This window comes from Streptomyces hygroscopicus subsp. hygroscopicus (assembly GCF_030269125.1).
GTDB classification, from domain to species: Bacteria; Actinomycetota; Actinomycetes; order Streptomycetales; family Streptomycetaceae; genus Streptomyces; species Streptomyces hygroscopicus_C.
Genome location: NZ_BSSM01000017.1, coordinates 176038 through 201595 on the forward strand (window position 1 = coordinate 176038; position 25558 = coordinate 201595).

Annotated in this window: 20 protein-coding genes and 1 pseudogene; 13 read left to right on the top strand and 8 right to left on the bottom strand. The window is 72.8% G+C overall.

Translation table 11 applies throughout. The features are described 5' to 3' along the window. The first annotated feature begins 12 nt into the window (after positions 1–12). The 3 genes from nuoL to nuoN are packed head-to-tail and all read left to right on the top strand — an operon-like array spanning position 13 to position 5182. A complete protein-coding gene (gene nuoL / locus QSK45_RS31220) occupies positions 13–1959 on the top strand; it encodes an NADH-quinone oxidoreductase subunit L (RefSeq protein ID WP_285562242.1) in 1947 nt (648 codons plus the stop codon). Between the two features lie 5 nt (positions 1960–1964). Further along, positions 1965–3536 carry an NADH-quinone oxidoreductase subunit M gene (locus QSK45_RS31225; RefSeq protein WP_285562243.1) on the top strand — a complete coding sequence of 524 codons (1572 nt, stop codon included), beginning with the start codon at positions 1965–1967 and terminating at the stop codon, positions 3534–3536. After that, positions 3533–5182 (top strand): NADH-quinone oxidoreductase subunit NuoN, encoded by a 1650-nt coding sequence (gene nuoN / locus QSK45_RS31230; RefSeq protein WP_285562244.1) that lies wholly within the window; start codon positions 3533–3535, stop codon positions 5180–5182. The genes QSK45_RS31225 and nuoN overlap by 4 nt, the downstream gene beginning before the upstream one ends. 74 nt (positions 5183–5256) lie before the next feature. On the opposite strand, the gene QSK45_RS31235 is transcribed toward nuoN, so the two are convergent. Then, the gene (locus QSK45_RS31235) at positions 5257–5814 is read right to left on the bottom strand and encodes a hypothetical protein (RefSeq protein WP_285562245.1); all 558 of its coding nucleotides are present in this window, start codon (positions 5812–5814) and stop codon (positions 5257–5259) included. 260 nt (positions 5815–6074) lie between these two features. On the opposite strand from QSK45_RS31235, the gene recQ reads away from it, so the two are divergent. Then, on the top strand, positions 6075–8078 hold the full coding sequence (gene recQ / locus QSK45_RS31240) for a DNA helicase RecQ (protein ID WP_490993642.1): 2004 nt from the start codon (positions 6075–6077) through the stop codon (positions 8076–8078). Positions 8079–8265: 187 nt separating this feature from the next. On the opposite strand, the gene QSK45_RS31245 is transcribed toward recQ, so the two are convergent. Together QSK45_RS31245 and fahA are read right to left on the bottom strand one after the other, a co-directional pair. Beyond that, positions 8266–9204 carry a M56 family metallopeptidase gene (locus tag QSK45_RS31245; protein WP_285562246.1) on the bottom strand — a complete coding sequence of 313 codons (939 nt, stop codon included), beginning with the start codon at positions 9202–9204 and terminating at the stop codon, positions 8266–8268. Positions 9205–9382: 178 nt separating this feature from the next. After that, positions 9383–10603, bottom strand: coding sequence for a fumarylacetoacetase (gene fahA / locus QSK45_RS31250; RefSeq protein ID WP_285562247.1), 1221 nt, complete (start codon positions 10601–10603; stop codon positions 9383–9385). A 250-nt stretch (positions 10604–10853) separates the two neighbouring features. Between fahA and QSK45_RS31255 the strand changes: the two genes are divergently transcribed. The 4 genes from QSK45_RS31255 to QSK45_RS31270 all read left to right on the top strand — a co-directional run bounded on the left by QSK45_RS31255 (position 10854) and on the right by QSK45_RS31270 (position 15018). Next, on the top strand, positions 10854–12092 hold the full coding sequence (locus QSK45_RS31255; protein WP_490993643.1) for a carboxylate--amine ligase: 1239 nt from the start codon (positions 10854–10856) through the stop codon (positions 12090–12092). Between the two features lie 124 nt (positions 12093–12216). After that, positions 12217–13425: an FAD-dependent oxidoreductase gene (locus tag QSK45_RS31260; RefSeq protein ID WP_285562249.1), complete on the top strand. Its 1209-nt coding sequence runs from the start codon at positions 12217–12219 to the stop codon at positions 13423–13425. A gap of 243 nt (positions 13426–13668) precedes the next feature. Beyond that, positions 13669–14067 carry a DUF6234 family protein gene (locus tag QSK45_RS31265; protein ID WP_285562250.1) on the top strand — a complete coding sequence of 133 codons (399 nt, stop codon included), beginning with the start codon at positions 13669–13671 and terminating at the stop codon, positions 14065–14067. Between the two features lie 138 nt (positions 14068–14205). Further along, a complete protein-coding gene (locus QSK45_RS31270) occupies positions 14206–15018 on the top strand; it encodes an HAD family hydrolase (protein ID WP_285562251.1) in 813 nt (270 codons plus the stop codon). A 45-nt stretch (positions 15019–15063) separates the two neighbouring features. Here QSK45_RS31270 and QSK45_RS31275 read toward each other — a convergent pair whose 3' ends face one another. After that, on the bottom strand, positions 15064–15549 hold the full coding sequence (locus QSK45_RS31275; protein WP_285562252.1) for a transglycosylase SLT domain-containing protein: 486 nt from the start codon (positions 15547–15549) through the stop codon (positions 15064–15066). A gap of 745 nt (positions 15550–16294) precedes the next feature. Here QSK45_RS31275 and QSK45_RS31280 point away from each other — a divergent pair. From QSK45_RS31280 to QSK45_RS31295, 4 genes are all read left to right on the top strand, one after another. Continuing rightward, a complete protein-coding gene (locus QSK45_RS31280) occupies positions 16295–17305 on the top strand; it encodes a polyprenyl synthetase family protein (protein WP_285562253.1) in 1011 nt (336 codons plus the stop codon). Positions 17306–17599: 294 nt separating this feature from the next. Continuing rightward, positions 17600–18823: a LolA family protein gene (locus QSK45_RS31285; RefSeq protein WP_285562254.1), complete on the top strand. Its 1224-nt coding sequence runs from the start codon at positions 17600–17602 to the stop codon at positions 18821–18823. A gap of 26 nt (positions 18824–18849) precedes the next feature. Further along, positions 18850–19806 (top strand): ABC transporter ATP-binding protein, encoded by a 957-nt coding sequence (locus QSK45_RS31290; RefSeq protein WP_285562255.1) that lies wholly within the window; start codon positions 18850–18852, stop codon positions 19804–19806. Continuing rightward, positions 19793–20665, top strand: a complete 873-nt coding sequence (locus QSK45_RS31295; RefSeq protein WP_285562256.1) for an ABC transporter permease — start codon at positions 19793–19795, stop codon at positions 20663–20665. Before QSK45_RS31290 ends, QSK45_RS31295 begins: the two co-directional genes overlap by 14 nt. Here QSK45_RS31295 and QSK45_RS31300 read toward each other — a convergent pair. Further along, the gene (locus tag QSK45_RS31300) at positions 20655–21773 is read right to left on the bottom strand and encodes an amidase family protein (protein WP_285562257.1); all 1119 of its coding nucleotides are present in this window, start codon (positions 21771–21773) and stop codon (positions 20655–20657) included. The two genes, QSK45_RS31295 and QSK45_RS31300, sit on opposite strands and share 11 nt — an antisense overlap. A gap of 194 nt (positions 21774–21967) precedes the next feature. Between QSK45_RS31300 and QSK45_RS31305 the strand changes: the two genes are divergently transcribed. Further along, complete coding sequence (locus QSK45_RS31305) at positions 21968–23143, top strand: hypothetical protein (protein ID WP_285562258.1); 1176 nt, start codon at positions 21968–21970, stop codon at positions 23141–23143. 39 nt (positions 23144–23182) lie between these two features. On the opposite strand, the gene rarD is transcribed toward QSK45_RS31305, so the two are convergent. The 3 genes and pseudogenes from rarD to QSK45_RS31320 all read right to left on the bottom strand — a co-directional run. Next, the gene (gene rarD, locus QSK45_RS31310; RefSeq protein WP_285562259.1) at positions 23183–24169 is read right to left on the bottom strand and encodes an EamA family transporter RarD; all 987 of its coding nucleotides are present in this window, start codon (positions 24167–24169) and stop codon (positions 23183–23185) included. A gap of 132 nt (positions 24170–24301) precedes the next feature. Further along, complete coding sequence (locus tag QSK45_RS31315; protein WP_285562260.1) at positions 24302–25156, bottom strand: SDR family oxidoreductase; 855 nt, start codon at positions 25154–25156, stop codon at positions 24302–24304. 173 nt (positions 25157–25329) lie between these two features. Further along, a pseudogene (locus tag QSK45_RS31320) lies at positions 25330–25558 on the bottom strand (2-oxoacid:ferredoxin oxidoreductase subunit beta); the annotation flags it as partial.

Consider the following 25558-nt stretch of genomic DNA (forward strand, 5'->3'; position numbering starts at 1 on the left):
GTCGGGAGAATCGTGGAGAAACTGATCGCGCTGCTCATCGCGGCGCCCCTGCTCGGAGCGGCCGTCCTCCTGCTCGGTGGCCGGCGTCTGGACCGCGTCGGCCACTGGATCGGCACCCTGCTGTCGACCGCGTCCTTCGTGTTCGGCCTGGTCCTGTTCACCGACCTGCTCGGCAGGAACGCCGAACACCGCACCCTGATCCAGCACCTGTGGACCTGGATCCCGGTCGAGGGCTTCCAGGCGGACGTCACCTTCCGCCTCGACCAGCTGTCGATGACCTTCGTCCTGCTGATCACCGGCGTCGGCTCGCTGATCCACCTGTACTCGGTCGGGTACATGGAGCACGACGAGCGCCGCCGCCGCTTCTTCGGCTATCTGAACCTGTTCCTCGCGGCGATGCTGCTGCTCGTCCTCGCCGACAACTACCTCCTGCTGTACGTCGGCTGGGAGGGCGTCGGCCTCGCCTCGTACCTGCTGATCGGCTTCTGGCAGCACAAGCCCAGCGCCGCCACGGCCGCCAAGAAGGCGTTCCTGGTCAACCGCGTCGGCGACATGGGCCTCTCGATCGCGATCATGCTGATGTTCACCACCTTCGGCAGCTTCGCCTTCGGCCCGGTGTTCGGGCACGTCGACGGCGCCTCCCAGGGCAAGCTCACCGCGATCGGCCTGATGCTGCTGCTCGCCGCGTGCGGCAAGTCCGCCCAGGTGCCGCTCCAGTCCTGGCTCGGGGACGCCATGGAGGGCCCGACCCCGGTCTCGGCCCTGATCCACGCGGCGACCATGGTGACCGCGGGCGTCTACCTGATCGTCCGCTCGGCGGCCGTCTTCGACGCGGCGCCGGACGCGCAGCTGGCCGTCACCGTGGTGGGCGCGGTCACGCTGCTCTTCGGTGCGATCGTCGGTTGCGCCAAGGACGACATCAAGAAGGCGCTGGCCGGCTCGACCATGTCGCAGATCGGCTACATGGTGCTCGCCGCGGGCCTCGGTCCCATCGGCTACGTCTTCGCGATCATGCACCTGGTGACCCACGGCTTCTTCAAGGCCGGGCTGTTCCTCGGCGCGGGCTCCGTGATGCACGGCATGAACGACGAGGTCGACATGCGCAGGTACGGCGGCCTCAGGAAGTACATGCCGGTCACCTTCGTCACCTTCGGCCTCGGCTACCTCGCCATCATCGGCTTCCCGGGCCTGTCCGGCTTCTTCTCCAAGGACAAGATCATCGAGGCGGCCTTCGCCAAGGGCGGCACCGAGGGCTGGATCCTCGGCGGCGCGGCCCTGGTGGGCGCGGCCATCACCGCGTTCTACATGACGCGGGTGATGCTGATGACGTTCTTCGGCGAGGAGCGCTGGAAGAACCAGGCGACGCGTTCGCCCGAGGCTCCGAGCGCCGAGCCCGCCGCCGAGCACCGCGGCGAGACCGCCGAGCCGCATCCGCACGAGTCCCCGAAGGTCATGACGATCCCGATGATCGTGCTGGCCGTCGGCTCGGTCTTCGGCGGTGGCTTCTTCAGCATCGGCGACCGCTTCCTGTACTGGCTGGAGCCGGTCACCGGGCACAGCGAGGGCCACTCCCCGGTCAGCGCCGGCGAGGTCACCGCGGCCACGATGGTCTGCCTGGTGATCGGCGTGGCCGTCGCCTGGGCGCAGTACGGCCGCAAACCGGTCCCGGCCGTCGCCCCGCGCGGCTCCCTGCTCACCCGGGCGGCCCGCCGCGACCTGCTCCAGGACGACTTCAACCACGTGGTCCTGGTGCGCGGCGGCGAGCACCTGACGCGCTCCCTGGTCTACCTCGACCACACCCTGGTCGACGGCGTCGTCAACGGCACGGCGGCCGGCTTCGGCGGTCTGTCCGGGCGGCTGCGCCGGCTCCAGAACGGCTTCGCCCGCTCCTACGCGGTCTCGATGTTCGGCGGTGCGGCACTCCTGGTCGCCGCGACCCTGCTGATGAGGGCGGTCTGATACCGATGTCCTTTCCCCTGCTGACAGCGACGGCGGCGCTCCCCGCCGTGGGAGCCGTCGCCACGGCCGCCGTACCGGCCGCGAGGCGTACCGCCGCCAAGTGGCTCGCCCTGCTCGTCTCGCTCGGCACGCTCGCACTGGCGATCACCGTCCTGGTCCGCTTCGACCCCGGTGGCGCCCGTTACCAGCTCACCGAATCCCACTCCTGGATCCGCGACTTCGGGGTGCGTTACGAACTGGGGGTGGACGGCATCGGCGTGGCGCTGATCGCGCTGACCGCCGTGCTGATCCCCTTCATCGTCCTGGCGGGCTGGCACGACGCCGACCCGCTGGAGACCGGCAGCCGCCGCTGGCGCCCCACCCAGGGCTTCTTCGCGCTGATCCTGGCGGTCGAGGCGATGGTCCTCATCTCCTTCGAGGCCACCGACGTCTTCCTTTTCTACATCTTCTTCGAAGCCATGCTGATCCCGATGTACTTCCTCATCGGCGGCTTCGGGGACCGCGCCCACGCCCAGGGCGAGCAGGCGGCCGCCACCCAGCGTTCGTACGCGGCGGTGAAGTTCCTCCTCTACAACCTGGTCGGCGGTCTGATCATGCTGGCCGCGGTGATCGGCCTCTATGTGGTCGCCGGGAACTTCTCCCTCCAGCAGATCGCCGAGGCGCGCGCGGCCGGTTCGCTGCACATGGCGACGAGCACCGGACGCTGGCTGTTCCTCGGCTTCTTCTTCGCCTTCGCGGTGAAGGCGCCGCTGTGGCCGCTGCACACCTGGCTGCCCAACGCCATGCAGGAGTCCACCGCCCCGGTCGCCGTCCTCATCACGGCGGTGGTCGACAAGGTGGGCACCTTCGCGATGCTCCGCTTCTGCCTCGGGCTGTTCCCGGAGGCCAGCAAGTGGGCGACGCCCGTGATCCTGGTCCTCGCGCTGATCAGCATCGTCTACGGCGCGCTGCTCGCGGTCGGCCAGCGGGACATCAAGCGCCTGGTGGCGTACGCGTCGATCTCCCACTTCGGCTTCATCATCATGGGCATCTTCGCGATGACCAGCCAGGGCCAGTCCGGGGCCACGCTCTACATGGTCAACCACGGCATCTCCACGGCCGCGCTGATGCTGGTCGCCGGATTCCTGATCTCCCGGCGCGGCTCGCGGCTCATCGCCGACTACGGCGGGGTGCAGAAGGTCGCCCCGGTCCTCGCCGGCACCTTCCTGATCGGCGGCCTCGCCACTCTGTCGCTGCCCGGACTCGCGCCGTTCGTGAGCGAGTTCCTGGTCCTGGTGGGCACGTTCACGCGCCATCCGGTGATCGGGATCATCGCCACCTTCGGCATCGTGCTCGCCGCGCTCTACACCCTGGTGCTCTACCAGCGCACCATGACGGGCCCGGTCAGGCCCGAGGTGTCGGCGATGCCCGATCTGCGGGTGCGTGAACTCCTGGTCGTCGCCCCGCTGATCGCGCTGCTGATCTTCCTGGGCGTCTATCCGAAGCCCGTGACGGACATCGTCAATCCGGCGGTCCGGCACACCATGTCCGACGTCCAGAAGAAGGACCCCAAGCCCGAGGTGGAGGCGGCCAAGTGAGCACCCCAGCCGTCCACAGCCTGTGGACAACCGCGGCCGACCGCATCCCCCAGATCGGTGCGCCGAAGATCGAATACGGGCAATTGTCGCCCACGCTGATCATCATCGGCGCCGCACTGGTCGGCGTGCTGGTCGAGGCGTTCGTCCCGCGCAGGTCCCGCTACTACGCGCAGGTGTTCGTGTCGGTCGTCGCCCTGTGCGCCGCGTTCGCCGCGGTCCTCGGCCTCGCCGCCGACGGGTACGGCACCACGAAGGCGCACATCGCCGCCATGGGTGCCATCGCGGTCGACGGCCCCTCCCTGTTCCTCCAGGGCACCATCGTGCTGGCCGGTCTGGTGGGCCTGTTCACCTTCGCCGAACGGCGCCTGGACCCCGCGGCCCACGGAAACCGGGTCGACTCCTTCGCCGCGCAGGCCGCCGCCGTGCCCGGCAGCGACGCCGAGAAGGCCGCGGTCAAGGCAGGGTTCACCACCACCGAGGTGTTCCCGCTGCTGCTCTTCGCGGTCGCCGGCATGCTGGTCTTCACCTCGGCGAACGACCTGCTGACGCTGTTCGTCGCCCTGGAGGTCTTCTCCCTGCCGCTGTACCTGCTGTGCGCGCTGGCCCGCCGCAAGCGGCTGATGTCGCAGGAGGCCGCGGTCAAGTACTTCCTGCTGGGCGCGTTCGCCTCCGCCTTCACCCTCTTCGGCATCGCGCTGCTGTACGGCTACGCGGGCTCGGTGTCGTACGCGCGCATCGCCCAGGTCGTGGACGGCTCGGTCACCGATGTGAACCCGGCGCTGGCGGGCACCATGGGCAACGACGCCCTGCTGCTCCTCGGCGGCGCCCTGCTGGTGATGGGCCTGCTGTTCAAGGTGGGCGCGGTGCCGTTCCACATGTGGACGCCCGACGTCTACCAGGGCGCGCCCACCCCGGTGACCGGCTTCATGGCGGCGGCGACGAAGGTGGCCGCGTTCGGCGCGCTGCTGCGGCTGCTGTACGTGGTGCTGCCGGGGATGCGCTGGGACTGGCGCCCGGTGATGTGGGCGGTGGCGATCGTCACCATGCTGGGCGGTGCCATCGTGGCGATCACACAGACCGACATCAAGCGGCTGCTGGCCTACTCGTCCATCGCGCACGCCGGCTTCATCCTCGCGGGTGTCATCGCGACCTCGAAGAACGGCGTGTCGTCGGTCCTGTTCTACCTGGCCGGCTACTCGTTCGTGACGATCGGCGCCTTCGCGGTGGTCACGCTCGTGCGGGACGCGGGCGGCGAGGCGACGCACCTGTCCAAGTGGGCCGGGCTCGGCCGGCGTTCCCCGCTGGTGGCGGCGGTCTTCGCGGTGTTCCTGCTGGCCTTCGCCGGCATCCCGCTGACCTCCGGCTTCGCGGGGAAGTTCGCGGTGTTCAAGGCGGCGGCGGCCGGGGGCGCGGCCCCGCTGGTCGTCATCGGTGTGATCTCCTCGGCGATCGCGGCGTTCTTCTACATCCGCGTGATCGTGCTGATGTTCTTCAGCGAGCCCAAGCCGCAGGGCCCGACGGTGGCCGTGCCGTCGCCGCTGACGATGCTGGCCATCGGGCTCGGCGTCGCGGTCACGCTGGTGCTGGGTGTGGCGCCGCAGTACTTCCTGGACCTGGCGACTCAGGCGAGTGTGTTCGTGCGGTGAGCGTTCGGCCGCGAAGGCCCCGGTTCCGTCTTCGGAGCCGGGGCCTTCGCGTCGCGGGGGGCCTTCGCGTGGGGTCAGCCGGGCGCGCCCGGGTAGGGGCATTTCACGGCGGGGTTCCACTCGTAGAACAGGCCGCTCGGGTTCTCCTTGTAGAGCCAGGCGTGCAGCGAGTAGTGGGTCGGGATGGCCGAGTCGTGGTGCGCGGTGACCGGGCCCTCGAACTTCCGGCCGAACATCGTGGGCCGCGCGGTGTTCTTCTCGGCCTTCACGATCCACTCCACCCCGGTGAGCGTGCGCCCGCCCCTGCCGTCGTCCTCGTAGAGCAGGGCGGCGGGCTTGGCCGGGTCGAGGGAGCCGTAGCGTTCCGGGTTGATGTAGTGGTAGCCCATGGCGCCCATGCCGTCCTTCATGTCCATGGTGCAGGGGTTGGGCCGGTAGCCGGCGGCCACGGCGAGGGGGACGGCCTTGTACCTCGCGGTGGCCGCCACCGTCGGCGCGAGCTGCTTCCAGACGGACGCGTCGACCGGGCCCCGGTCGGCCCGAGCGGGGGCGGTCGCGAGGGCGAGGGCCGCGGTGGAGGCGAGGGCGAGGAAGGCGGCGCCGCGGGCGGCGCCGGTGAGGTGAGCGGGCATGGTGCGGGGCTCCTTCGGGAGGAGACGGGGTCGCACCGAGCAGGATGCGCCGGGGCCGGGGCCGGGGGCCATCGGGGGCGGCCATTCGAGTGATGGACTGATTACTTACAGCAATCCTTTGTGGTTGGGGTCGATTCGCTCACACAAAGGTTCGCCATCTGTGGATAACTCAGGGGTTGTCGGTGCGGACCCCTATCGTTGAGGCAGTGGTGGGCGGACGGCGCACGACGGCACACGGGGGACCGGCGGGGGACAGGACGATGGATGCGACGGGCGGGATCAGCGAGATGCCAGTGGTGACCGACGGGCTCGGCGCGGACGCGAGCGAGGCGCTGGCCACGCTGCACCGGGTCTTCGGGTACGACGCCTTCCGGGGCGAGCAGGAAGCGATCATCGAGCATGTGGTGGCGGGCGGTGACGCCCTGGTCCTCATGCCCACCGGCGGCGGCAAGTCGCTGTGCTACCAGATCCCGGCCCTGGTCAGACCCGGCACCGGCGTGGTCGTCTCGCCGCTGATCGCGCTCATGCAGGACCAGGTGGACGCCCTGCGCGCCCTCGGTGTGCGCGCCGGCTTCGTCAACTCGACGCAGGACTTCGACGAGCGGCGGACGGTCGAGGCCGAGTTCCTCGCGGGCGAGCTGGACCTGCTGTACCTGGCGCCGGAGCGGCTGCGCCTGGACAACACCCTGGACCTGCTGTCGCGCGGCAAGATCTCCGTCTTCGCGATCGACGAGGCGCACTGCGTCTCCCAGTGGGGCCACGACTTCCGCCCCGACTACCTCTCGCTGAGCCTGCTCGGCGAGCGCTGGCCGGACGTCCCGCGGATCGCCCTGACGGCCACCGCGACCCGGGCCACCCACCAGGAGATCACCCAGCGGCTGAACCTGCCGGCGGCCCGTCACTTCGTCGCCAGCTTCGACCGGCCCAACATCCAGTACCGGATCGTCCCCAAGGCCGACCCGCGGGGGCAGCTCCTCGCCTTCCTGCGGGAGGAGCACCCGGGCGACGCGGGCATCGTGTACTGCCTCTCGCGCAACTCGGTGGAGCGCACCGCGGAGTACCTCAGCGCCAACGGCATCGAGGCGGTGCCGTACCACGCGGGCCTGGACGCGGGCACGCGCGCGGCGCACCAGTCCCGGTTCCTGCGCGAGGACGGCCTGGTCGTGGTCGCGACCATCGCCTTCGGCATGGGCATCGACAAGCCCGATGTGCGCTTCGTGGCCCACCTGGACCTGCCCAAGTCCATCGAGGGCTACTACCAGGAGACCGGTCGCGCGGGCCGCGACGGCCTGCCGTCCGCGGCCTGGATGGCCTACGGGCTGAACGACGTGGTGCAGCAGCGCAAGCTGATCCAGTCCGGCGAGGGCGACGAGGCGTTCCGCCGCCGGGCCACCTCCCACCTGGACGCGATGCTCGCGCTGTGCGAGACCGCCCGGTGCCGGCGCGGCCAGCTGCTCGCCTACTTCGGGCAGGAGCCCGACCCGGCGGGCTGCGGCAACTGCGACACCTGCCTGACCCCGCCGGAGACCTGGGACGGCACCGTCGCCGCGCAGAAGGTGCTGTCCACGGTGGTGCGGTTGCAGCGGGAGCGCGGGCAGAAGTTCGGCGCGCTGCAGATCGTGGACATCCTGCTCGGCAAGCGCACCGGCAAGGTGATCCAGTTCGACCACGACCAGCTGTCCGTCTTCGGCATCGGCCAGGACCTCGCCGAGGCCGAGTGGCGCGGTGCCATCCGGCAGCTGCTGGCCCAGGGGCTGCTCGCGGTCGAGGGGGAGTACGGCACGCTGGTGCTCACCGAGCAGAGCGGCTCGGTGCTGCGGGGCGAGCGGGAGGTGCCGCTGCGCAAGGAGCCGAAGAAACCGGCCGTCTCCCGGTCGGGTTCGGGCTCCGGTTCCGGCCGGGGCGGCGGCAAGGCCAAGGCCGCGGTGGCCGAGCTGCCCGAGGAGCTGCAGCCCGCCTTCGAGGCGCTGCGCGTCTGGCGCACCGGGCAGGCCCGGGAGCAGGGCGTGCCGCCGTACATCATCTTCAACGACGCCACCCTGCGCGCGATCGTCTCCCGCATGCCGGGGTCCATCCGGGACCTGGCCACGGTCAGCGGGGTCGGCGAGAAGAAGCTGGCGACCTACGGCGAGGAGGTGCTGGCCGTGCTGGCCTCGCTGGACGGATCGGGACCGGCCGCCGCCGAGCCGCCCGCCCCGGGCGAGTCACCGGACGACGACTGGCCGGGCCCGGAGGACGAGCCCGAGCCGGACGACTGGATATAGCCGACGGGGGCGCGGCCGACCCGGGAGGGTGGCGCCGACCCCGGTGGGGACGGCGCCGACCTTGGCGGGGACGGCACCGGCCTCGGGAGTGCGGTCCCGGCGCAGGCGGACGTACCCGGCCTCGGCGGACGGCACCTGTCGCCGAGCCCCGGTCTCAGGGCAGCGGCGCGCGGCGGGTCGCGGTGGGTCAGGACAGCGCCTTGAGCCCCGGCGCGAAGGTGATCAGCAGGGGGAGGAGCGGCACCAGCGCCGCGACCGTCGTGGTCAGGGCGCGCTGGCGGCGCAGCAGCCGCGGGGGCGGTTCCAGGAGGCGGTCCACCCGCTCGCCCAGCAGGCGGCGGCTGGAGGCGCAGGACAGGACGCCCCGGTGCTGGTTCAGCTCGATCAGCGCGAGGGCGGTGGTCAGATGGCCGCAGCGCCGGGAGGCGGTGTCGTCGGCGGCCAGTTCCACCAGGCGGTGCGTCTGGTCGCGGAAGTGGGCGAAGAGCGGCACCCGGGGGAAGCCGGTGGCGAGCGCGGTGGACAGGTGCAGCAGCCAGTCGTGGTGGGCGCGCGCGTGGCCGCGCTCATGGGTGAGGACCGCGTCCAGCTGGTGGCCGGTGAGGCGGTGCAGCGCGCCGGTGGTGACCACCAGTTGCGGGGGGTGCCCCGGCATCCACCAGGCGTCCGGGTACTCGTCCTCCAGCACCAGCATCGGGCCCCGCGCCACCGGTAGTCCGGCGGGAAGGTCGGGGGCGCGCTCGCGCAGCCGGGCACGTGCCCGGCCGCGGCTGCGGCGGGCCTCGACCAGTTCCCGGCCGAGCATCGCGGTGGTCCACGCGGCCCCGAACGCCAGCAGGAGGGTGAGGACGGCGGCCCACACCGGTGCGGCCGAGAGGTCGTAGGCGGCGGTGACCGCGGGCGGCGCGGGGGCGAACACATGGTCGCGCACGGTGTGGAAGACCGCCGCGGTGCCCAGCGTCAGCGCGGCCAGAGCGCACAACAGGACGGTGGCGACCAGGCACTGCCACACCCACAGCGCGACCACGGGTTCCCGCTCGGGCCAGTCGGCCCGGGTCAGTGCGCGCGGTGCCGGCCCGGCCGCCGTCAGGGCGACGACGGTGAGCAGGAGCAGGCAGACGGTCATGCCGGGGCTCCGGTTCCTGATCGGAGAGGGGGCGGTGGGGGTGGTGCCAGGACGGGCGGCAGTACGCACCGCCGGAGCGGTGCGTACTGCCGCCAGTATGACGAAGAGGAGCGCCGCGAGTCAGGTGTCGGGGCCGAACCGTCCGCTGCCGACCCGCCGCGCGGCGCCCGCCACCGGATCAGGCCGAGGGCACGATCCGCCCGGTCACCTCGCCGAGACCCACGCGGGTCCCGTCGGGGCCGGGCGCCCAGGCTGTCAGGGTCACCACGTCGCCGTCCTCCAGGAAGGCCCGCTTGCCGTCGGGGAGTTCGAGGGGGTCGCGGCCGTTCCAGGTCAGCTCCAGCAGGGAGCCGCGCTGCCGTTCCTCGGGCCCGCTCACGGTGCCGGAGCCGTACAGGTCGCCGGTGCGCAGGGAGGCGCCGTTGACGGTCATGTGGGCGAGTTGCTGGGCGGCGGTCCAGTACATGGCGGAGAAGGGCGGCTCGGAGACCACCTGGCCGTTGAGGGTGACCGAGATCCGCAGGTCGTAGCCGCCGGGCTCGATGCCGGGCGCCGCGTCGTCCAGGTAGGGCAGCAGCGGGTGGGTGCGCTCGGGCGGGGCCACCCGCGCGTGCTCCAGAGCGTCGAGTGGGGTGATCCACGCCGAGACGGAGGTCGCGAAGGACTTGCCGAGGAACGGGCCGAGGGGGACGTACTCCCAGGCCTGGATGTCCCGCGCCGACCAGTCGTTGAGCAGGCACAGCCCGAAGACGTGCTCGCGGAAGTCGCCGAGCGCGACCGGGGTGCCCAGCTCGCTCGGCACGCCCACCACGAAGCCGACCTCGGCCTCGATGTCCAGCCGGACCGACGGCCCGAACACGGGCGCGGGGTCGGCTGGACCCTTGCGCTGCCCGGTGGGCCGTACGACATCCGTGCCCGAGACCACGACGGTGCCGGAGCGGCCGTGGTAACCGATCGGCAGGTGCTTCCAATTGGGGGTGAGGGAGTCGGCGGCGTCCGGGCGGAAGACCTTGCCGACGTTACGGGCGTGGTGCTCGGAGGCGTAGAAGTCGACGTAGTCCGCGACCTCGAAGGGCAGGTGCAGGTCCACCTCGGACAGCGGGTGGAACAGGGGTGCCAGCGTCTCGCGGTACGAGGGGTCGGTGATCCAGGCGGTGAGCGCGGCGCGCACCTCGATCCAGGTGGCGCGCCCGGCCGCCAGCAGCGGGTTGAGCGTGGGGCGGGCGAGCAGCGCGTGGTGCGGCGAGCCGAGGGCCGCGGCCGCGGCGCCCGCGTCGAGGACCTGGTCCCCGAGCCGGACACCGACCCTGCGCTCCCGGCTGCCGGAGGGCGAGAACACGCCATAGGGAAGGTTGTGCGGGCCGAAGGGGTCGCCCTCGGGGACGTCGAAGGGGGGCATGGGGTACTGCCTCGCTCTCATCCGGGCCATGCATGGCGATGCGTTCGGGCCACACGTTACGGCCGGGACAGGGGTCTTGGGCAGGGGCTCGTGGGTTGTCCCCCTAGCGCCTCAAGAGTTCGCAATGTCCGAATGACCCTTGTCGGAGGCGGTAGTTCCGGCTTAGCGTCCTTCGGTGGGAGACGGACGGGGTGGATCCGCTCCCCTGGGGGGACACGTGGGGGGACCCGTGGCCGAAGACACCGTCGGTGTGCCCGTGGAGGTCGACCGCGGGGTACCGGGACTGATCGTCAAGTTCGGCGCCTATCCGCTGCACCACGGCGGGGTCGGCGCGATCCGCAGCCTGGGCCGGCTCGGCGTGCCCATGTACGCGATCACCGAGGACCCGTACACACCGGCGGCCGCCTCCCGCTATCTGCGCGGGGCCTTCGTCTGGCCGACGACCGGGGCCGAGGACCCGGGTCACCTGGTGGAGGGGCTGCTGCGCATCGGCCGCCGGATCGGCCGCCCGGCCGTGCTGATCCCGACGGACGAGGAGGCGGCCGTCCTGATCGCCGAGCACCGGGAGGAACTGGCCGGATCCTTCCTCTGCCCGCACGTGGAACCCGCGCTGCCGCGCCGGGTGGCGAGCAAGCAGGGGCTGCACGAACTGTGCGAGGAGCACGGGCTCGCGACCCCGGCGGCGGCCTTCCCGCGGTCGTACGAGGAGGTCGTGGCCTTCGCCGACACGGCGAGCTTCCCGGTGGTGGCCAAGAACCGGGAGGCGTTCCTGCGGCGCAGCCGGCCCGCCGTGGGCGGCACCACGCGGATCGCGACCCGCGCGGGGCTGCTCGCGCTTGCCCGTGGCTGGGGAGCGGACCCCGGGGTGGTCCTCCAGGAGTACCTGCCGCGCGAGGAGGCCGAGGACTGGATCGTGCACGCCTGCTTCGACCGGGACGCGAACCCGCTCGCGCTGTTCACCGGGGTGAAGGTGCGTTCCTGGCCGCCGCACGCGGGCATGACCGCGCACGCGTACGTCGTCGACAACCCGGAACTCGCCGGGCTCGCCGCGCGGTTCGCCAAGCGGATCGGGTTCAGCGGCGTCGCCGACCTGGACCTGCGCTTCGACCGGCGCGACGGGCGGTACAAGCTGCTGGACTTCAACCCGCGGATGGGCGCCCAGTTCCGGCTGTTCGAGAGCGAGGCGGGTGTGGACGTCGTACGGGCCCTGCACCTCGACCTGACCGGGCGGCCCGTGCCCGAGGGGGAGCAGCGGGCCGGCCGCCGCTATGTCGTGGAGAACATCGACCTGCCCGCCCTGATCGCCTACCGCCGCGGCGGCCGCACGACCCCGCACGCGCCGGCGCGGGCGAGCGGGACGGAGCTGGCCTGGTTCGCGGCGGACGACCCGCTGCCGTTCCTCACGATGCTCGCCCGCTTCGTGCGGCCGGGCGCGCGGCATCTGCGCCAGCTGTGGCGGGCCCACCGCAGCGGCACCGGCGCGAGGTAGCCCACGGCACCACCACGGAGCGGGCCACGGCACCGCCACGGAGCGGGCCACGGCACCGCCACGGAGCGGGCCACGCCATCCGTACGAGTAGGCCACGAAGCAACGCGTCCTGGGGAGGGACTCCGTGATCCGACCGGTTGCAGTCATCGGGGCCGGGCCGTTCGGCCTGTCGGCCGCCGCCCATCTGCGGGCGCGCGGCCTGCCCGTGCGGGTCTTCGGCGACCCCATGGTCAGCTGGCGTGCCCATATGCCCGAGGGCATGCTCCTGAAGTCGACGCCCGCCGCCTCCAGCCTCCACTGCCCGAGGCCCGGCCACACCCTCGCCGACTACTGCGCCGAGGCCGGGATCCGACGCCTGGTCAGTGACGAGGACATCATCCCGGTGGAGACCTTCATCGGGTACGGCGAGTGGTTCCAGCGGCGGCTCGTGCCGGATCTGGAGCGGGTGCGGGTGGACTCGGTCGAGCCGGCGCGCGAGGCCGGCGGGGGGTTCGAACTCTCGCTGGACTCGGGGGAGTCGTGCACCGCCCGCGCGGTCGTCGTGGCGACCGGGCTGTCCGGTCTCGCCCGTCTCCCGGCGGAGCTGGGGCGGGCGGCGGCCGGTGGGCCCGCGCCGGGCGGCCCCGTCTCGCACAGCTCCCAGCACCACGACCTCACGCGCTTCGCGGGCAAGGAGCTGATCGTCGTCGGCGCCGGGCAGTCCGCGCTGGAGACGGCGGCGCTCGCGGCGGAGGCGGGGGCGCGGGTGCGGGTGGTGGCGCGCGGGCGGGGGCGGGTCGCGTTCGGGGCACCGCCCTGGGAGCAGCCGCGGCTGCGGCCCGAGTCGCCGTTCGGGCGGGCCTGGTCGCTGTGGGCGTTCAGCCACTGCCCGCACCCCTACCGCTTCCTGCCCGAGGCCACCCGGCACTTCCTGGTCCGGCGGGTGCTCGGCCCGCTCGGTGCCTGGTGGCTGCGGGAACGCTTCGAGGGCGCCGTACAGGTGACGGAGGTCGAGCGGGTACTGGGCGCGGAGGCGGAGGACGGCGGGCCGGTGCTGACCGTGCGCACCCACGGCGGCCGCACCGAGCGCCTCACCGCGGACCATGTCATCGCCGCGACCGGGTACCGGGTGGACGTCGCCGCGATGGACTTCCTCGGCCCCGGGCTGCGCACCCGCCTCGCGGTGAGCCGGGGCGCCCCGAAGCTCGGCGCCGGCTATGTCTCCTCGGTGCCCGGCCTCTACTTCACCGGCCTGCCGGCCGCGTCCTCGTACGGCCCGGTGATGCGCTTCGTGTGCGGCACGGACTTCGCGTCCCCGCGGCTGGCGGGGCATCTGGCGGCGGCGCACGGCTGAGCGCGAGCACCCGGGACCCTCGGCCGGCCACCGGCGGACGGCCGGGACGGCGATGGCGCCGCGACGGGACGACACAGCGGCGAGACGGCACGGGGGTGGAACAACACGGGGGTCACCCGCGGCGTCGCCCCGCGCCCGCCGCACCGCCCCGGCCCCGCCACCGGACCGGACCGGACCGGAGCTGAGCTGAGCTGAGTAGGGGTACTCATGCGCGGCGTCGCAGGCCCGCGGCACGCTGCGTCCATGACCGACACCCTTCGGGGCCCGGAGCGCCGGCGCCCCTGGTCGAGCCGTACCCGCCCGGGACTGGACCTCGCCCTCGCGATCCCGCTGTTCCTGGCGGAGACCGCGTGGCTCGTGCTGGACTGGATATACGGGTACGGCCTGGACGTCTGGGCGGCGCAGGGCGATCGGGCGCAGATCGACGCGGCCGCCCTCGCGCATGTCGGGCGCCTGCGGACGCTGCTGATCGCGGTACTCGTCCTGGCGGTGCTCGCGGCGGTCTTCCGCGCCCGCTGGACGGTGGTCGGGCACCTGCTGGTGGCCCTCCTGGCAGGCGTGTCGCTGATGGCCGCGCAGCAGGAGTGGGACCAGCGTCACACCCCGCCACCCGGTTGCGTCCGCTACAGCGCGAACTGCTGAGACCGCCGGCCGCGGGCCGCGCCGCGCGGTCACCCCTGCCACCGGGGGCGCCCCGGAGCGCACTTGGCGGCGGTCGACGCGCAAGTACCGGGAACGGCAAGGGAGTCGGTGGAGGGTCCGGGTCCGTATTCTCTGATCATGGCACCCTCCCCCGCGTACGCCCTGATCGCCACCGACCTGGACGGGACGCTGCTGCGCGGCGACGACACCGTCTCCGAGCGCTCGCTGACCGCGCTCGCGCGGGCGGCGCGGGCCGGGGCCCGGCACCTGGTCGTCACCGGCCGCCCGGCCCCCAGAGTGCGCCCCCTGCTGGCCGCCCTCGGCAGTACCGGGCTCGCGGTGTGCGGGCAGGGCGCGCAGGTCTACGACGCCGGCGCCGACCGTCTGCTGTGGTCGGTCCGACTGGACCGGGAGCTGGCCGAGACCGCGCTCGGCAAGATCGAGGCCGAGGTGGGCCAGGTGTTCGCGGCCGCCGACCAGGACGGCACCGACGGGCTCACCCTGATCGAGCCCGGCTACCGGATGCCCCATCCGACCCTGCCCGCGGTCCGGGTCGCCCGGCGCGACGACCTGTGGCAGGCGCCGATCAGCAAGGTGCTGCTGCGCCACGCCGTCCTCACCGACGACGAGTTGGCCGCGGTGGCCCGCTCGGTGGTGGGCTCGCTGGCCACGGTCACCATGTCCGGACCCGGCACCGTGGAGCTCCAGCCGTGCGGGGTGACCAAGGCGACCGGCCTCGCGCTGGCCGCCGAGCGGCTCGGGGTCCCCGCGGAACGGGCCCTCGCCTTCGGCGACATGCCCAACGACATCCCGATGTTCCGCTGGGCGGCGCACGGGATCGCGATGGCGAACGCCCACCCCGAGCTGAAGGCGGTCGCCGACGAGGTCACGACGTCGAACGAGGACGACGGCATCGCCGTCGTCCTCGAAAGGCTGTTCCCGGCCGGGTGACCGGGAACAGCGGTGGTGCCACCGGCTGCCGGAGCCGGGTGCCGATCAGTACGCGCCGTGGACGTTGTCGATCGAGCCGTAGCGGTGGGCGGCGTAGTTGCAGGCGGCGGTGATGTTGGCGACCGGGTCGTAGATGTTGAACGAGGTTCCGGCCACGTGGTACGCGTTGAAGGTCGGGTCGATCACCTGGAGCAGACCCTTGGACGGTATGCCCTTGGCCGCGTTGGAGTCCCACAGGTTGATGGCGTTCGGGTTGCCCGAGGACTCGCGGATGATGTTGCGGTGGATGCCGTTGTAGGAGCCCGGGATGCCCTTCTGGGCCATGATCGCGAGGGACTCGCGGATCCAGCCGTCGAGGTTGTTCGGGTACCCGGCGAGGGTGGTCGCGGCCGGGGTGGTGCCGGTGGCGGCGGACGCGCCGGCGGCGCCCACGAGCGGCATGGCGAGCACCGCGGCGCCGGTGCCGGCGGCGGCGATCAGACGGACGAGGCGGTTGGCACGGGCGCGGCGCGGCTGGACGGCAGCAGACATGGGGGCGTTCCTCTCCTACGCCTGCGAGGTGAGCTGTCGGGTTCGGGCGGGGAGGTGCCCGGTCGCGCCCCGTGGGAGGCGTGGCTGTACCCCAAGCCGTCCCGGTGCGAAACACGCGGTGCGGCGCGCTGTGTCACGCGCTGCGCCCCGTGGGTCGTCCGGTCCGGCGACTTACCTGGGTCCCCCGCTCCTGCCGTACGAATGAGTTCGTCGATGGGTGGTCAGGCGGCGGCAGGATTAGGCGTCCGCCTGATGGGTCGGGAACGTATGCGAGAGCACATCCGGGGAACAAGTACCGGATTCACGCAACGCGGCATTTGACCTTGATCATCAGCCTATGGGGTACTTGATCCTTTGCGACTGCCAATACTCAACTCGCTTGCGCGACAAGGCGGGAGGGGGGTGTCGGCGGCTCGCCGGCGGGAAGGTGCCCGAGTGACCCAATTCACGAAATAGCAAAGTATGCTAAATCGGGCATGGGGGATTCATCCCTCGGTGGAGTGGAGTCGGCACTCTGCCCGCCCCTGGGTCACGATGAAGTTACCGATTTCCTATTAAGTCGATAAATGTCCGTTCTCATCATCTGCTCGAAGGCATGCCGGTCGTGATCCGATACCTCCCGGGCTGGACGGGTGGGCGCTATCGGTGATCGAAACCGGACCGGATACGCTGACTTGAGTGAGGGCAGCGACCTATCGACAAACCGCGTAACCGCCAGCAGACACCAGCAGACAGGAGACCCCTCGTGACCGTCGTCGGGCCGTTCGGGCTGAGCGTGCGGGACCAGGCTCTCGAAGCCGATGTCCAGGCCGGATTGGCGGCTGTCGAGGAAGGCCTGCTAGAGGCCACCAAGAGCGAGGTCCCGTTCATCACGGGCGCCGCCCAGCACCTCGTGCGGGCCGGCGGGAAGCGGTTCCGGCCGCTGCTCGTGATGCTCGCGGCGCAGTTCGGCGACCCCTACGCGCCCGGTGTGGTGCCGTCGGCCGTGGTCGTGGAGCTGACCCACCTCGCCACGCTCTACCACGACGACGTCATGGACGAGGCCGCCGTGCGCCGGGGCGTGGACAGCGCCAACACCCGCTGGGGCAACTCCGTCGCGGTCCTCACCGGCGACTTCCTCTTCGCCCGTGCCTCCCAGATCCTCGCGGACCTCGGCCCCGAGGCGGTGCGCGTCCAGGCCCTCGCGTTCGAACGGCTGGTCACCGGCCAGATCCTGGAGACCGCGGGCCCCTCGGACGGCCGCGACCCGGTCGAGCACTACCTCGACGTGCTCGGCGGCAAGACGGGCTCGCTGGTCGCGGTGTCCTGCCGGTTCGGCGCGATGATGTCCGGCGCCGACGAGACGGTCGTGGACGTGCTCACCCAGTACGGCGAGCGGCTCGGCGTGGCCTTCCAGCTCGCCGACGACGTCCTGGACATCGCCTCCGACTCCCACGAGTCCGGCAAGACCCCCGGCACCGACCTGCGCGAGGGCATCCCGACCCTCCCCGTCCTGCGGCTCCGCGAACGGGCCGCCCGGCTCGGCCTGCCCGAGGACATCGCCCTGTGCGAGCTGCTGGACTCCGACCTCAGCGACGACGCCCGGCACGCCGAGGCCCTGGCCGCGCTGCGTGCCCACCCGGCCCTGGAACAGGCCCGCCGGGACACCGTGCGCTACGCCGAGGAGGCGCGCGCCGCGCTCGCGCCGCTGCGGGAGTGCGACGCCAAGGTGGCGCTGAGGGAGCTGTGCGACGCGGTGGTGCACCGGGCCGGGTGAACCGGCCGGTTCCGCCCGCCGGGTGGCCGACCCGTTCGGCGTCCGCCGGGTGGCCGTACCCGACCGCCTGCCTCATGCTGCCCGTAGGGACGCGTTCGAGCCCCTAGGGGTGCCCCTTGCGTGTCATACCGCAGTCGTACGCCGAGTTGGCTCCGTGGTCTGACGATTCCTCACCGCGGATTTGGTCGTATGGACACCACGGACATCACCACTCCTCACCGATTCGGGTGAGAATGGCGGCTCGGGTGGACCAGCGTGAGGGCAGCCGCCGCCGACGACGGAGGTAAGGCACACATGGCACCGTACGAATCCGACGACGCAGTGGGCGCCGCGCGGGACGAGCAGGCGCGCTCGGGCCGGCGCAGGGCCGCACGATACGCCGTCCCGGTCGCGGTGGTGGGCGTGGCCGCGGCCACCATCGGGCTGGTCCCGGCGCTCGCCGACTCCGGCGACCCCGACCTGCCGAAGATCACCGCGCAGCAGCTCATCGACAAGATCGCGAAGTCGGACGTGCAGCAGCTGTCCGGCACGGTGAAGATCAGCACCGACCTCGGCCTGCCCGACCTCGGCGGCCTGGAGAGCGGCATCGCCTCCGGCATGACCCAGGGCTCCGGCTCCGCCGCCGACCCGCGGTCCCGGCTCACCGAACTGGTCTCCGGCACCCACACCCTGCGCGTCGCGGCCGACGGCCCGGACCGGCAGAAGCTGTCGCTCCTGGAGCAGGGTGCCGAGTACAGCGTCATCCACGACGGCAAGGACGTCTGGGGCTACGACAGCAAGAGCAACCAGGTCTCCCACGGCACCGCGCCCGTCGGCAAGGAGCGGCGGGCCGAGCCCCCGGCCACCCCCAAGGACTTCGCCGACCAGGCGCTGAAGGCGGTGGACGACACCACGTCGGTGACCGTCGACGGCACCGCCCAGGTCGCCGGGCGCGACGCCTACAAGCTCCAGATCAAGCCCCGGCAGTCCGGCACCACGGTCGGCGCGATCAACATCGCCGTGGACGCGAGGACCGGCCTGCCGCTGAAGTTCACGCTGACCCCGAAGAGCGGCGGCGCCGCCGTGGTCGACGCGGGCTTCACCCAGGTCTCCTTCGCCCGGCCCGCCGCCTCGACGTTCGACTTCACGCCGCCGAAGGGCGCGAAGGTCACCGAGCAGAAGGACGCGCAGGGCAAGGCCGCGGAGAAGCCCGGCTTCGGCAAGGGCATGGAGGGCATGGAGGGCGCCAAGGGTCTCGAAGGGACCAAGGGCCTCTCCGGCGGCACCGTCCTCGGCAAGGGCTGGACCTCCATCGCCACCTTCGACACCGGCGCCAAGGGTGGCCTGCCCACCGGCGCCAAGGGCGGCGACGTCGGCGGCTTCCTCGGCTCGCTGGGCGACTCGGTCTCCGGCAAGTTCGGCAAGGGCACCGTCTTCTCCACCCGCCTGGTCAACGCCCTGATCACCGACGACGGCAAGGTGTACGTCGGCGCGGTCACCAAGGACGCGCTGCTGAAGGCGGCGAACGCGGCCAAGTAAGCCGTACCGGGTCGAGGGGGGAGCCGATGGACGCGGTCCGGCCCGGGGCGGCGGACGACGTGATCGCCACGTGCGGCCTCACCAAGCGCTACCGCGGCGGACAGCTCGCCGTGGACGGTCTCGACCTGACCGTCCCGGCGGGCAGCGTCTTCGGCTTCCTCGGCCCGAACGGCTCGGGCAAGACCACCACCATCCGCATGCTGATGGGCCTGATCGAGCCGACCTCCGGCACGGCCCGCGTGCTGGGACGGCCCATGCCGCGGGCCGCCCGCACGGTCCTGCCGCAGGTCGGCGCGCTCATCGAGGGCCCCGCCCTGTACGGCCACCTCTGCGGCCGCGACAACCTGCTGCGCTACGACGCCGCCGACCCGACCGCCGACCCGCGCACCCGGCGCGCCCGGGTCGCCGGCGCCCTCGACCGGGTGGGCCTCGCGGCCGCCGCGGACAAGCGGGCCAGGGCGTACTCGCTCGGCATGAAGCAGCGCCTGGGCCTGGCCGCCGCGCTGCTGCGGCCGCGCCGGCTGCTGGTCCTGGACGAGCCGACCAACGGCCTCGACCCGCAGGGCATGCGCGAGATCCGCACCCTGATCCGGGAACTGGCCGCCGACGGCACGACCGTCTTCCTCTCCTCCCACCTCCTCGACGAGATCGAGCAGGTGTGCACCCACGCCGCCGTGATGGCCCGCGGCCGGCTCCTCGCCCAGGGCGCGATGACCGAACTCGCGGCCGGGGCACGCGACCGCCTGGTGGTGAGCACCCCGGACCCGGCGGACGCGGCCCGGGTCCTGAAGGAACAGGGCGTCGCGGACGTCACCACCGACGGCGGACAGGTCACCGGCGAGCCGCCCGCCAAGGACCTCGCCGAGGTGAACGCGGCCCTGGTCGCGGCGGGCGTCCGGGTACGCGGCTTCACCCTCCGACGGGCGTCCCTGGAGGACGCCTTCATGGCGCTGACGGGAGAGGGTTCCGATGTCGCGGGCTGACGCGGGGGACGCGGCCGCCGTGCATCGGCCCCTGTGGACCCTGGGCCTCCTGCGCAGCGAACTGCTCACGACGCTCCGCCGCCGGCGGACCCTCGTGCTGCTCGGGGTGCTGGCGGCGGTGCCGGTGCTGGTCGGGGTCGCGGTGAAGATCCAGACGCGGCGCGGCGGTTCCTCCGGCGGCGGGGCCGGCCCGGCCTTCCTCGGCGAGGTCACCGGCAACGGCCTCTTCCTGGTGTTCACGGCGCTGGCCGCGACCCTCCCCTTCTTCCTGCCGATGGCGGTCGGCGTCGTCGCGGGCGACGCGCTCGCGGGCGAGGCGGGCGCGGGCACCCTGCGCTACCTGCTGGTGGCCCCGGCAGGCCGTACCCGCCTCCTGCTCGTCAAGTACGCGACGGTGGCCGTGTTCTGCCTCCTGTCCACCCTGGTCGTCGCCGCCTCCGCGCTGCTGACCGGCGCGCTGCTCTTCCCGCTCGGCGACCTGATGACGATCTCGGGCACCGGTATCAGCTTCGCCGACGGCCTCCTGCGGGCCCTGCTGATCGCCCTGGTGGTGGCCGCGTCCCTGCTCGGCGTGGCGTCCCTCGGCCTCTTCGTCTCCACCCTCACCGACAGCGGCATCGCGGCGATGGCGACCACGGTCGGACTGGTCGTCACCGCGCAGATCCTCGACCAGTTCCCGCAGTTGGACGCCGTGCGGCCGTACCTCTTCTCCCACTACTGGATGTCCTTCGCCGACCTGATGCGCGACCCCGTCTACTGGCACGACCTCACCCGCGACCTCGGCCTCCAGGCCCTGTACGCGGGGGTGTTCGGCTCGGCGGCCTGGGCGCGGTTCACCACGAAGGACATCACCGCGTAGCCGAACCGGCCACCGCCAGCAGCAGTTCCTCCCGTCCGGGCGCCGCCACGAGCTGGAGCCCGAGCGGGCAGCCGTCGCGGCCCAGTCCCGCCGGGAGACTGAGCGCCGGGTGCCCGCTGAGGTTGAACGCCCAGGTGAGCGCGGTGGAGTAGCGGTCTCCGGGACCGTCGTGGCCGTGCGCGGGGCAGGGGGTGGTGGGGGTCAGGAGCAGATCGGCGCGGCGGAAGAGGGCGGCGAGGCGGCGGCCGTTGACGGCGCGGACGCGGTCGGCCGTACGCGGGTCGCCGCCCTCGCCGCCGCGCAGGGCGAGCCAGGCGGGGGCCGGGTCTTCGAGGCGCAGGGGCGGCCCGGATGGCAGGAGTCGTACGGCTCCCGCGTCGGCGAGCCGGAGGGCTGCGGCGTGGGCGAGCGCGACGGGCTCGGGGTCGGGGCCGGCGAAGCCGAGGTCGGGCGACCAGAGGGCAGTGGGCGGGGTGGCGGTATTGCGCCCCCCGGGCCACCCGGTCATCGCGCCCCAGTACGCCTCCGCGTCCGCGACGCACCGCGTCAGCACACCGGCCGCCGCGAGCCCCGTGCGGTCCGCGGACGGGAACCGGCCGTTGGTCGTCTTCAGCCCGATCACTCCGCACCACGCCGCCGGGATCCGCACCGACCCCGCCCCGTCGGTGCCGGTCGCCAGCGGCACGAGTCCGGCGGCCACGGCCGCGGCGGACCCCGCCGAGGAACCGCCGGGCGTGCGGTCGTACCGCCAGGGGTTGACCGTACGGCCATGCCGCCCGAGCCCCCATGTCTGCCAGGGAGTTCCCTGCCCGGGTACGGAGGTGGCCCCCACCGGGACGGCCCCGGCGGCGATCAGCGGCCCCGCCGCACGCCGTCCGTGCCGCCCCTTCACGCCGATCGGCACCCCGGCGAGCGGCAGCCGCTCCCCCTGCTCGATCCGCCGGTCCACCGCCCGTGCGGCCCGCAGCGCGTCCTCCTCCCACACCTCCGTGAAGGCGCACAGCACCGGGTCGACGCGCTCGATCCGCTCCAGCGCGGCGGTGACCGCGGCGACGGCCGTCAACGCGCCGGCACGGACGGCCGCAGCGGTCTCCCCCGCGGTGGTCATCTGCCGTCTCCCCCCTGGCTCGGTGTCGTTGAACAGCACATCCGCGGCGGCCGTCGCGGTTCCCGGCGGCGCCGAGGGGCCGTTGGGACGAGGCTGTGACGCCGTGGTGACGCGGAGACGGGGATGGAGCGGACAGACTGGTCGGCAGGATGCGTACCGTCGGTGCGCGGCGCGGGGGAGTGAGGGAAGGACCGATGGCTCGACTGAGCTTCGAGAAGAAGCGGGTGCCGGGGCCCGTGGCCCACCCGGCGGCGGTGCCCGTGCGGGTGTACGGCGCGGGCGGCGCGTCCGTGGGCGGCGTGGCGGTCGTGGCGGCACCGGGCGAGGAGATCCAGCAGGCCGTCCTCGACCATCTCCAGCGCCTCGCGATCAGCCTCGGCGCCCCCATACGGGCCACCGTCCAGGACGACCGCGCCGGCTGCGTCGTCCCCCTGGAGGTCTCGGCGGACGGCTCCAGCCGGGTGACGGGCAAGGCGGTACGCGTGGCCGCGCCGGAGGCGCCGGAGTTCCTCCACGCGCCGAGGGGCGTGTTCGGCCCGGCACCGGTCATGGAGAGGGCGGGGTCCGGGGCGGCCGGGCCCGCGCCCGTGGCGGAGGTCTCCGCTCCGCGCGTACCCGCCACGGTCGAGGATGTTCCCGCCGCGGTCGAGGACGCCCCCGCGGCGGCAGCGGGTGTCCCCGCGGCGGTGCTCGGCGTACCCGCCCCCGTCGTGGACGCTCCCCAACCGCTCACCGCCGCGCCCGCCCCGGCCCCGAAGGCCCCCGCGGCCATCGCCTGGCCCACCGAACCGGCGCCCGCGACGACCGCCACCCCCACTCCGCCCCGGGGCTTCGACGCCGTGGCCGAGGAGGTGCTCGGGGACGGACCGGTGACCGAGACCGTGGAGGGGGCCGAGCTGCTCACCGAGCCGATGACCCGGATCAACGAGGCCGTGCGGGCGGGCCGGATCGAGGACGCGGCAAAACTCGTGGAGCGGACGGTCGGCGAGGCGTCCGCCGTCCTCGGCGCCGGCCACGCCGAGGTGCTGCACCTGCGTGAACTGGCCGCCTACATCGCCTACCTGGCCGGCGAGCCGGTCCGCGCCTGCCGGCTCTCCCTCGACCTCGCCCGTCTGCGCCGCACCGCGCGGGACGCCGACGCGGCCTACGGCAACGTGCAGAGCGCGTCGACCGCCTGGCGTGCCGTGCGCGACCCGGAGGAGGGCCTGCGGCTGGGCCGCGACCTGATAGACCTCTGGTCCGACCTCGCCGCCGAGCCGGGTCCCGCCGCCGACGACCCCCGCCCCCTGGAGTCCGCCCGCGCCCGCATGCTCCGCCTCACCGACCGGGCGTCCCAGGCATCCCGGGCGGGTGAGCACGGAGCGGCGTAGCCGCTCCGTGGACCTGGGGAAACGATCAGGCGTAAACGATCACGCGTCGACCGGGGTCTCGCCCGGAGTCTCCGTCCGGGGTGCGCCGATCCGGGCCCCCGAGACCCTCGCCTCCAAGGCGTCCACGGCCTTCTTCGACCGGCGCGCCGAGTGCAGGGCGTTGGCCGTGAGCAGCAGCAGGGCGACCCAGACCAGGGCGAAGCCGGCCCAGCGCTCGGGGGGCATGGCCTCGTGGAAGTAGAGGATGCCCAGCACGAACTGGAAGAGGGGGGCCAGGTACTGCAGCAGACCCAGCGTGGACAGCGGGACGCGGATCGCCGCCGCGCCGAAGCAGACCAGCGGGAGTGCCGTGACGAGGCCGGTGGAGGCGAGCAGCGCGGCGTGGCCCGCGCCCTCGGTCGTGAAGCTGGAGCCGCCGTGCGCGCCGAGCCAGAGCAGATAGCCGAGCGCGGGCAGGAACTGGATCGCGGTCTCGGCGGCCAGTGACTCGACACCGCCGAGCGCGACCTTCTTCTTCACCAGCCCGTAGGTGGCGAAGCTGAAGGCCAGGCAGAGCGAGATCCACGGCGGGCGGCCGTAGCCGATCGTCAGGACGACGACCGCGGCGAAGCCGGTCGCCACCGCCGCCCACTGCACGGGCCGAAGCCGCTCCTTCAGGAGCAGCACGCCCATGGCGATGGTCACCAGCGGGTTGATGAAGTACCCGAGCGACGCCTCGACCACATGACCGGCGTTCACGGCCCAGATGTACACGCCCCAGTTGATGGTGATCACCGCGGCGGCGACCACGACCAGCGCCAGCCGGCGCGGCTGGCGCAGGAGTTCCCCGGCCCAGGCCCAGCGCCGTACGAACAACAGGGCCGCGGCGACGAAGATCAGCGACCACACCATGCGATGGGCCAGGATCTCCATCGCCCCCGCGGGCTTCATCAGCGGCCAGAACAGGGGGACGAGGCCCCACATGCCGTAGGCGGCGAAACCGTTCAGCAGACCTATGCGGTGTTCACCCTTGGACGTCCCGGGCACGGGCCCTCCCTTGCTCCTCATGCGCCGACGCGCGCGCGGGACGAAGGTAACGCCGAGCACCCCCGCCTGTCATGTCCGTATCGCCATACGGTCATGACAGGCGGGGGTGGTGGGCCGGGTGCGGTCCGGGCGTCAGGCCTTGAGCGCGGCCTCGACGGCCGCTGCCAACGGGGTCGTCGGGCGGCCGATCAGCCGGGAGAGGTCGCCGGAGTCCACCACCAGCTCGCCCCGCGCGATCGAGGCGTCCACACCGGCGAAGACGTCGGCCAGCGGCTCCGGCAGACCGGCGCCGGTGAGGATGCCTCGCATCGTCTCGACGGTGACCGCGTTGTAGACGATCTCCCTGCCGGTGCCCCGGCTCAGCTCGGCCGCGTACTCGGCGAAGCTCCACGCCTCGTCGCCGCCCAGCTCGTACGTCCGGTTCTCGTGGCCCTCGCCGGTCAGCACCGCGACCGCGGCGGCCGCGTAGTCGGCGCGGGCGGCCGAGGAGACCCGGCCCTCCCCGGCCGCCGCCACGACCGCGCCGTGCTCCAGTACCGGGGCGAGCCGCTCGGTGTAGTTCTCGTGGTACCAGCCGTTGCGCAGCAGCGTGTACGGCAGGCCGGCGGCGCGCAGTACCTGCTCGGTGGCCCGGTGGTCGTCCGCCAGCGCGGCCTTCAGGGTGCCCGGGGCGCTGGTGTACGCGAGCAGCGCCACGCCCGCCGCCTTCGCCGCCTCGATCACCACGGTGTGCTGCCGGACCCGGTCGTTGTCGAACTCGTTGCCCGAGATCAGCAGAACCTTGTCGCCCGCGGCGAACAGGCCCTCGAAGGTCTCGGGTGCGTTGTAGTCGGCGACGGCCAGCCGCACGCCGCGGGCCGCGAAGTCCGCGGCCTTCTCCTCGTCGCGTACGACGGCGGTGATCCGCTCCGCCGGGACCTTCTCCAGCAACTGCTCCACGACGTGCCGGCCGAGGTGTCCGGTGGCTCCGGTGACGACGATGCTCATGGTCTCTGACACTCCTTGCAGGGGGGATGTCACTAACCATACGGCTAGCGCTAACTAAATGAAAGTAGCTCCCTGTGGTCTTCCTGCGCGGACATGCGACGAGGCCCGGGAACGGTCGTCCCGGGCCTCGTGGAGCGGTGGAGCGGTGGAGCGGTGGAGCGGTGGAGCTGGTGTCAGCCGACGACCGTCCAGGTGTCGCCGCCCGCGAGCAGCGCGGCCAGGTCGCCCTTGCCCTTCTGCTCGATCGCGGTGTCCAGCTGTTCGCTCATCTGCTCGTCGTAGACGGGCCGTTCGACCGAGCGGAACACGCCGATCGGGGTGTGGTGCAGGGTGTCCGGGTCGGCGAGGCGGGAGAGGGCGAAGGCGGTGGTGGGGGAGGCGGCGTGGGCGTCGTGGACCAGG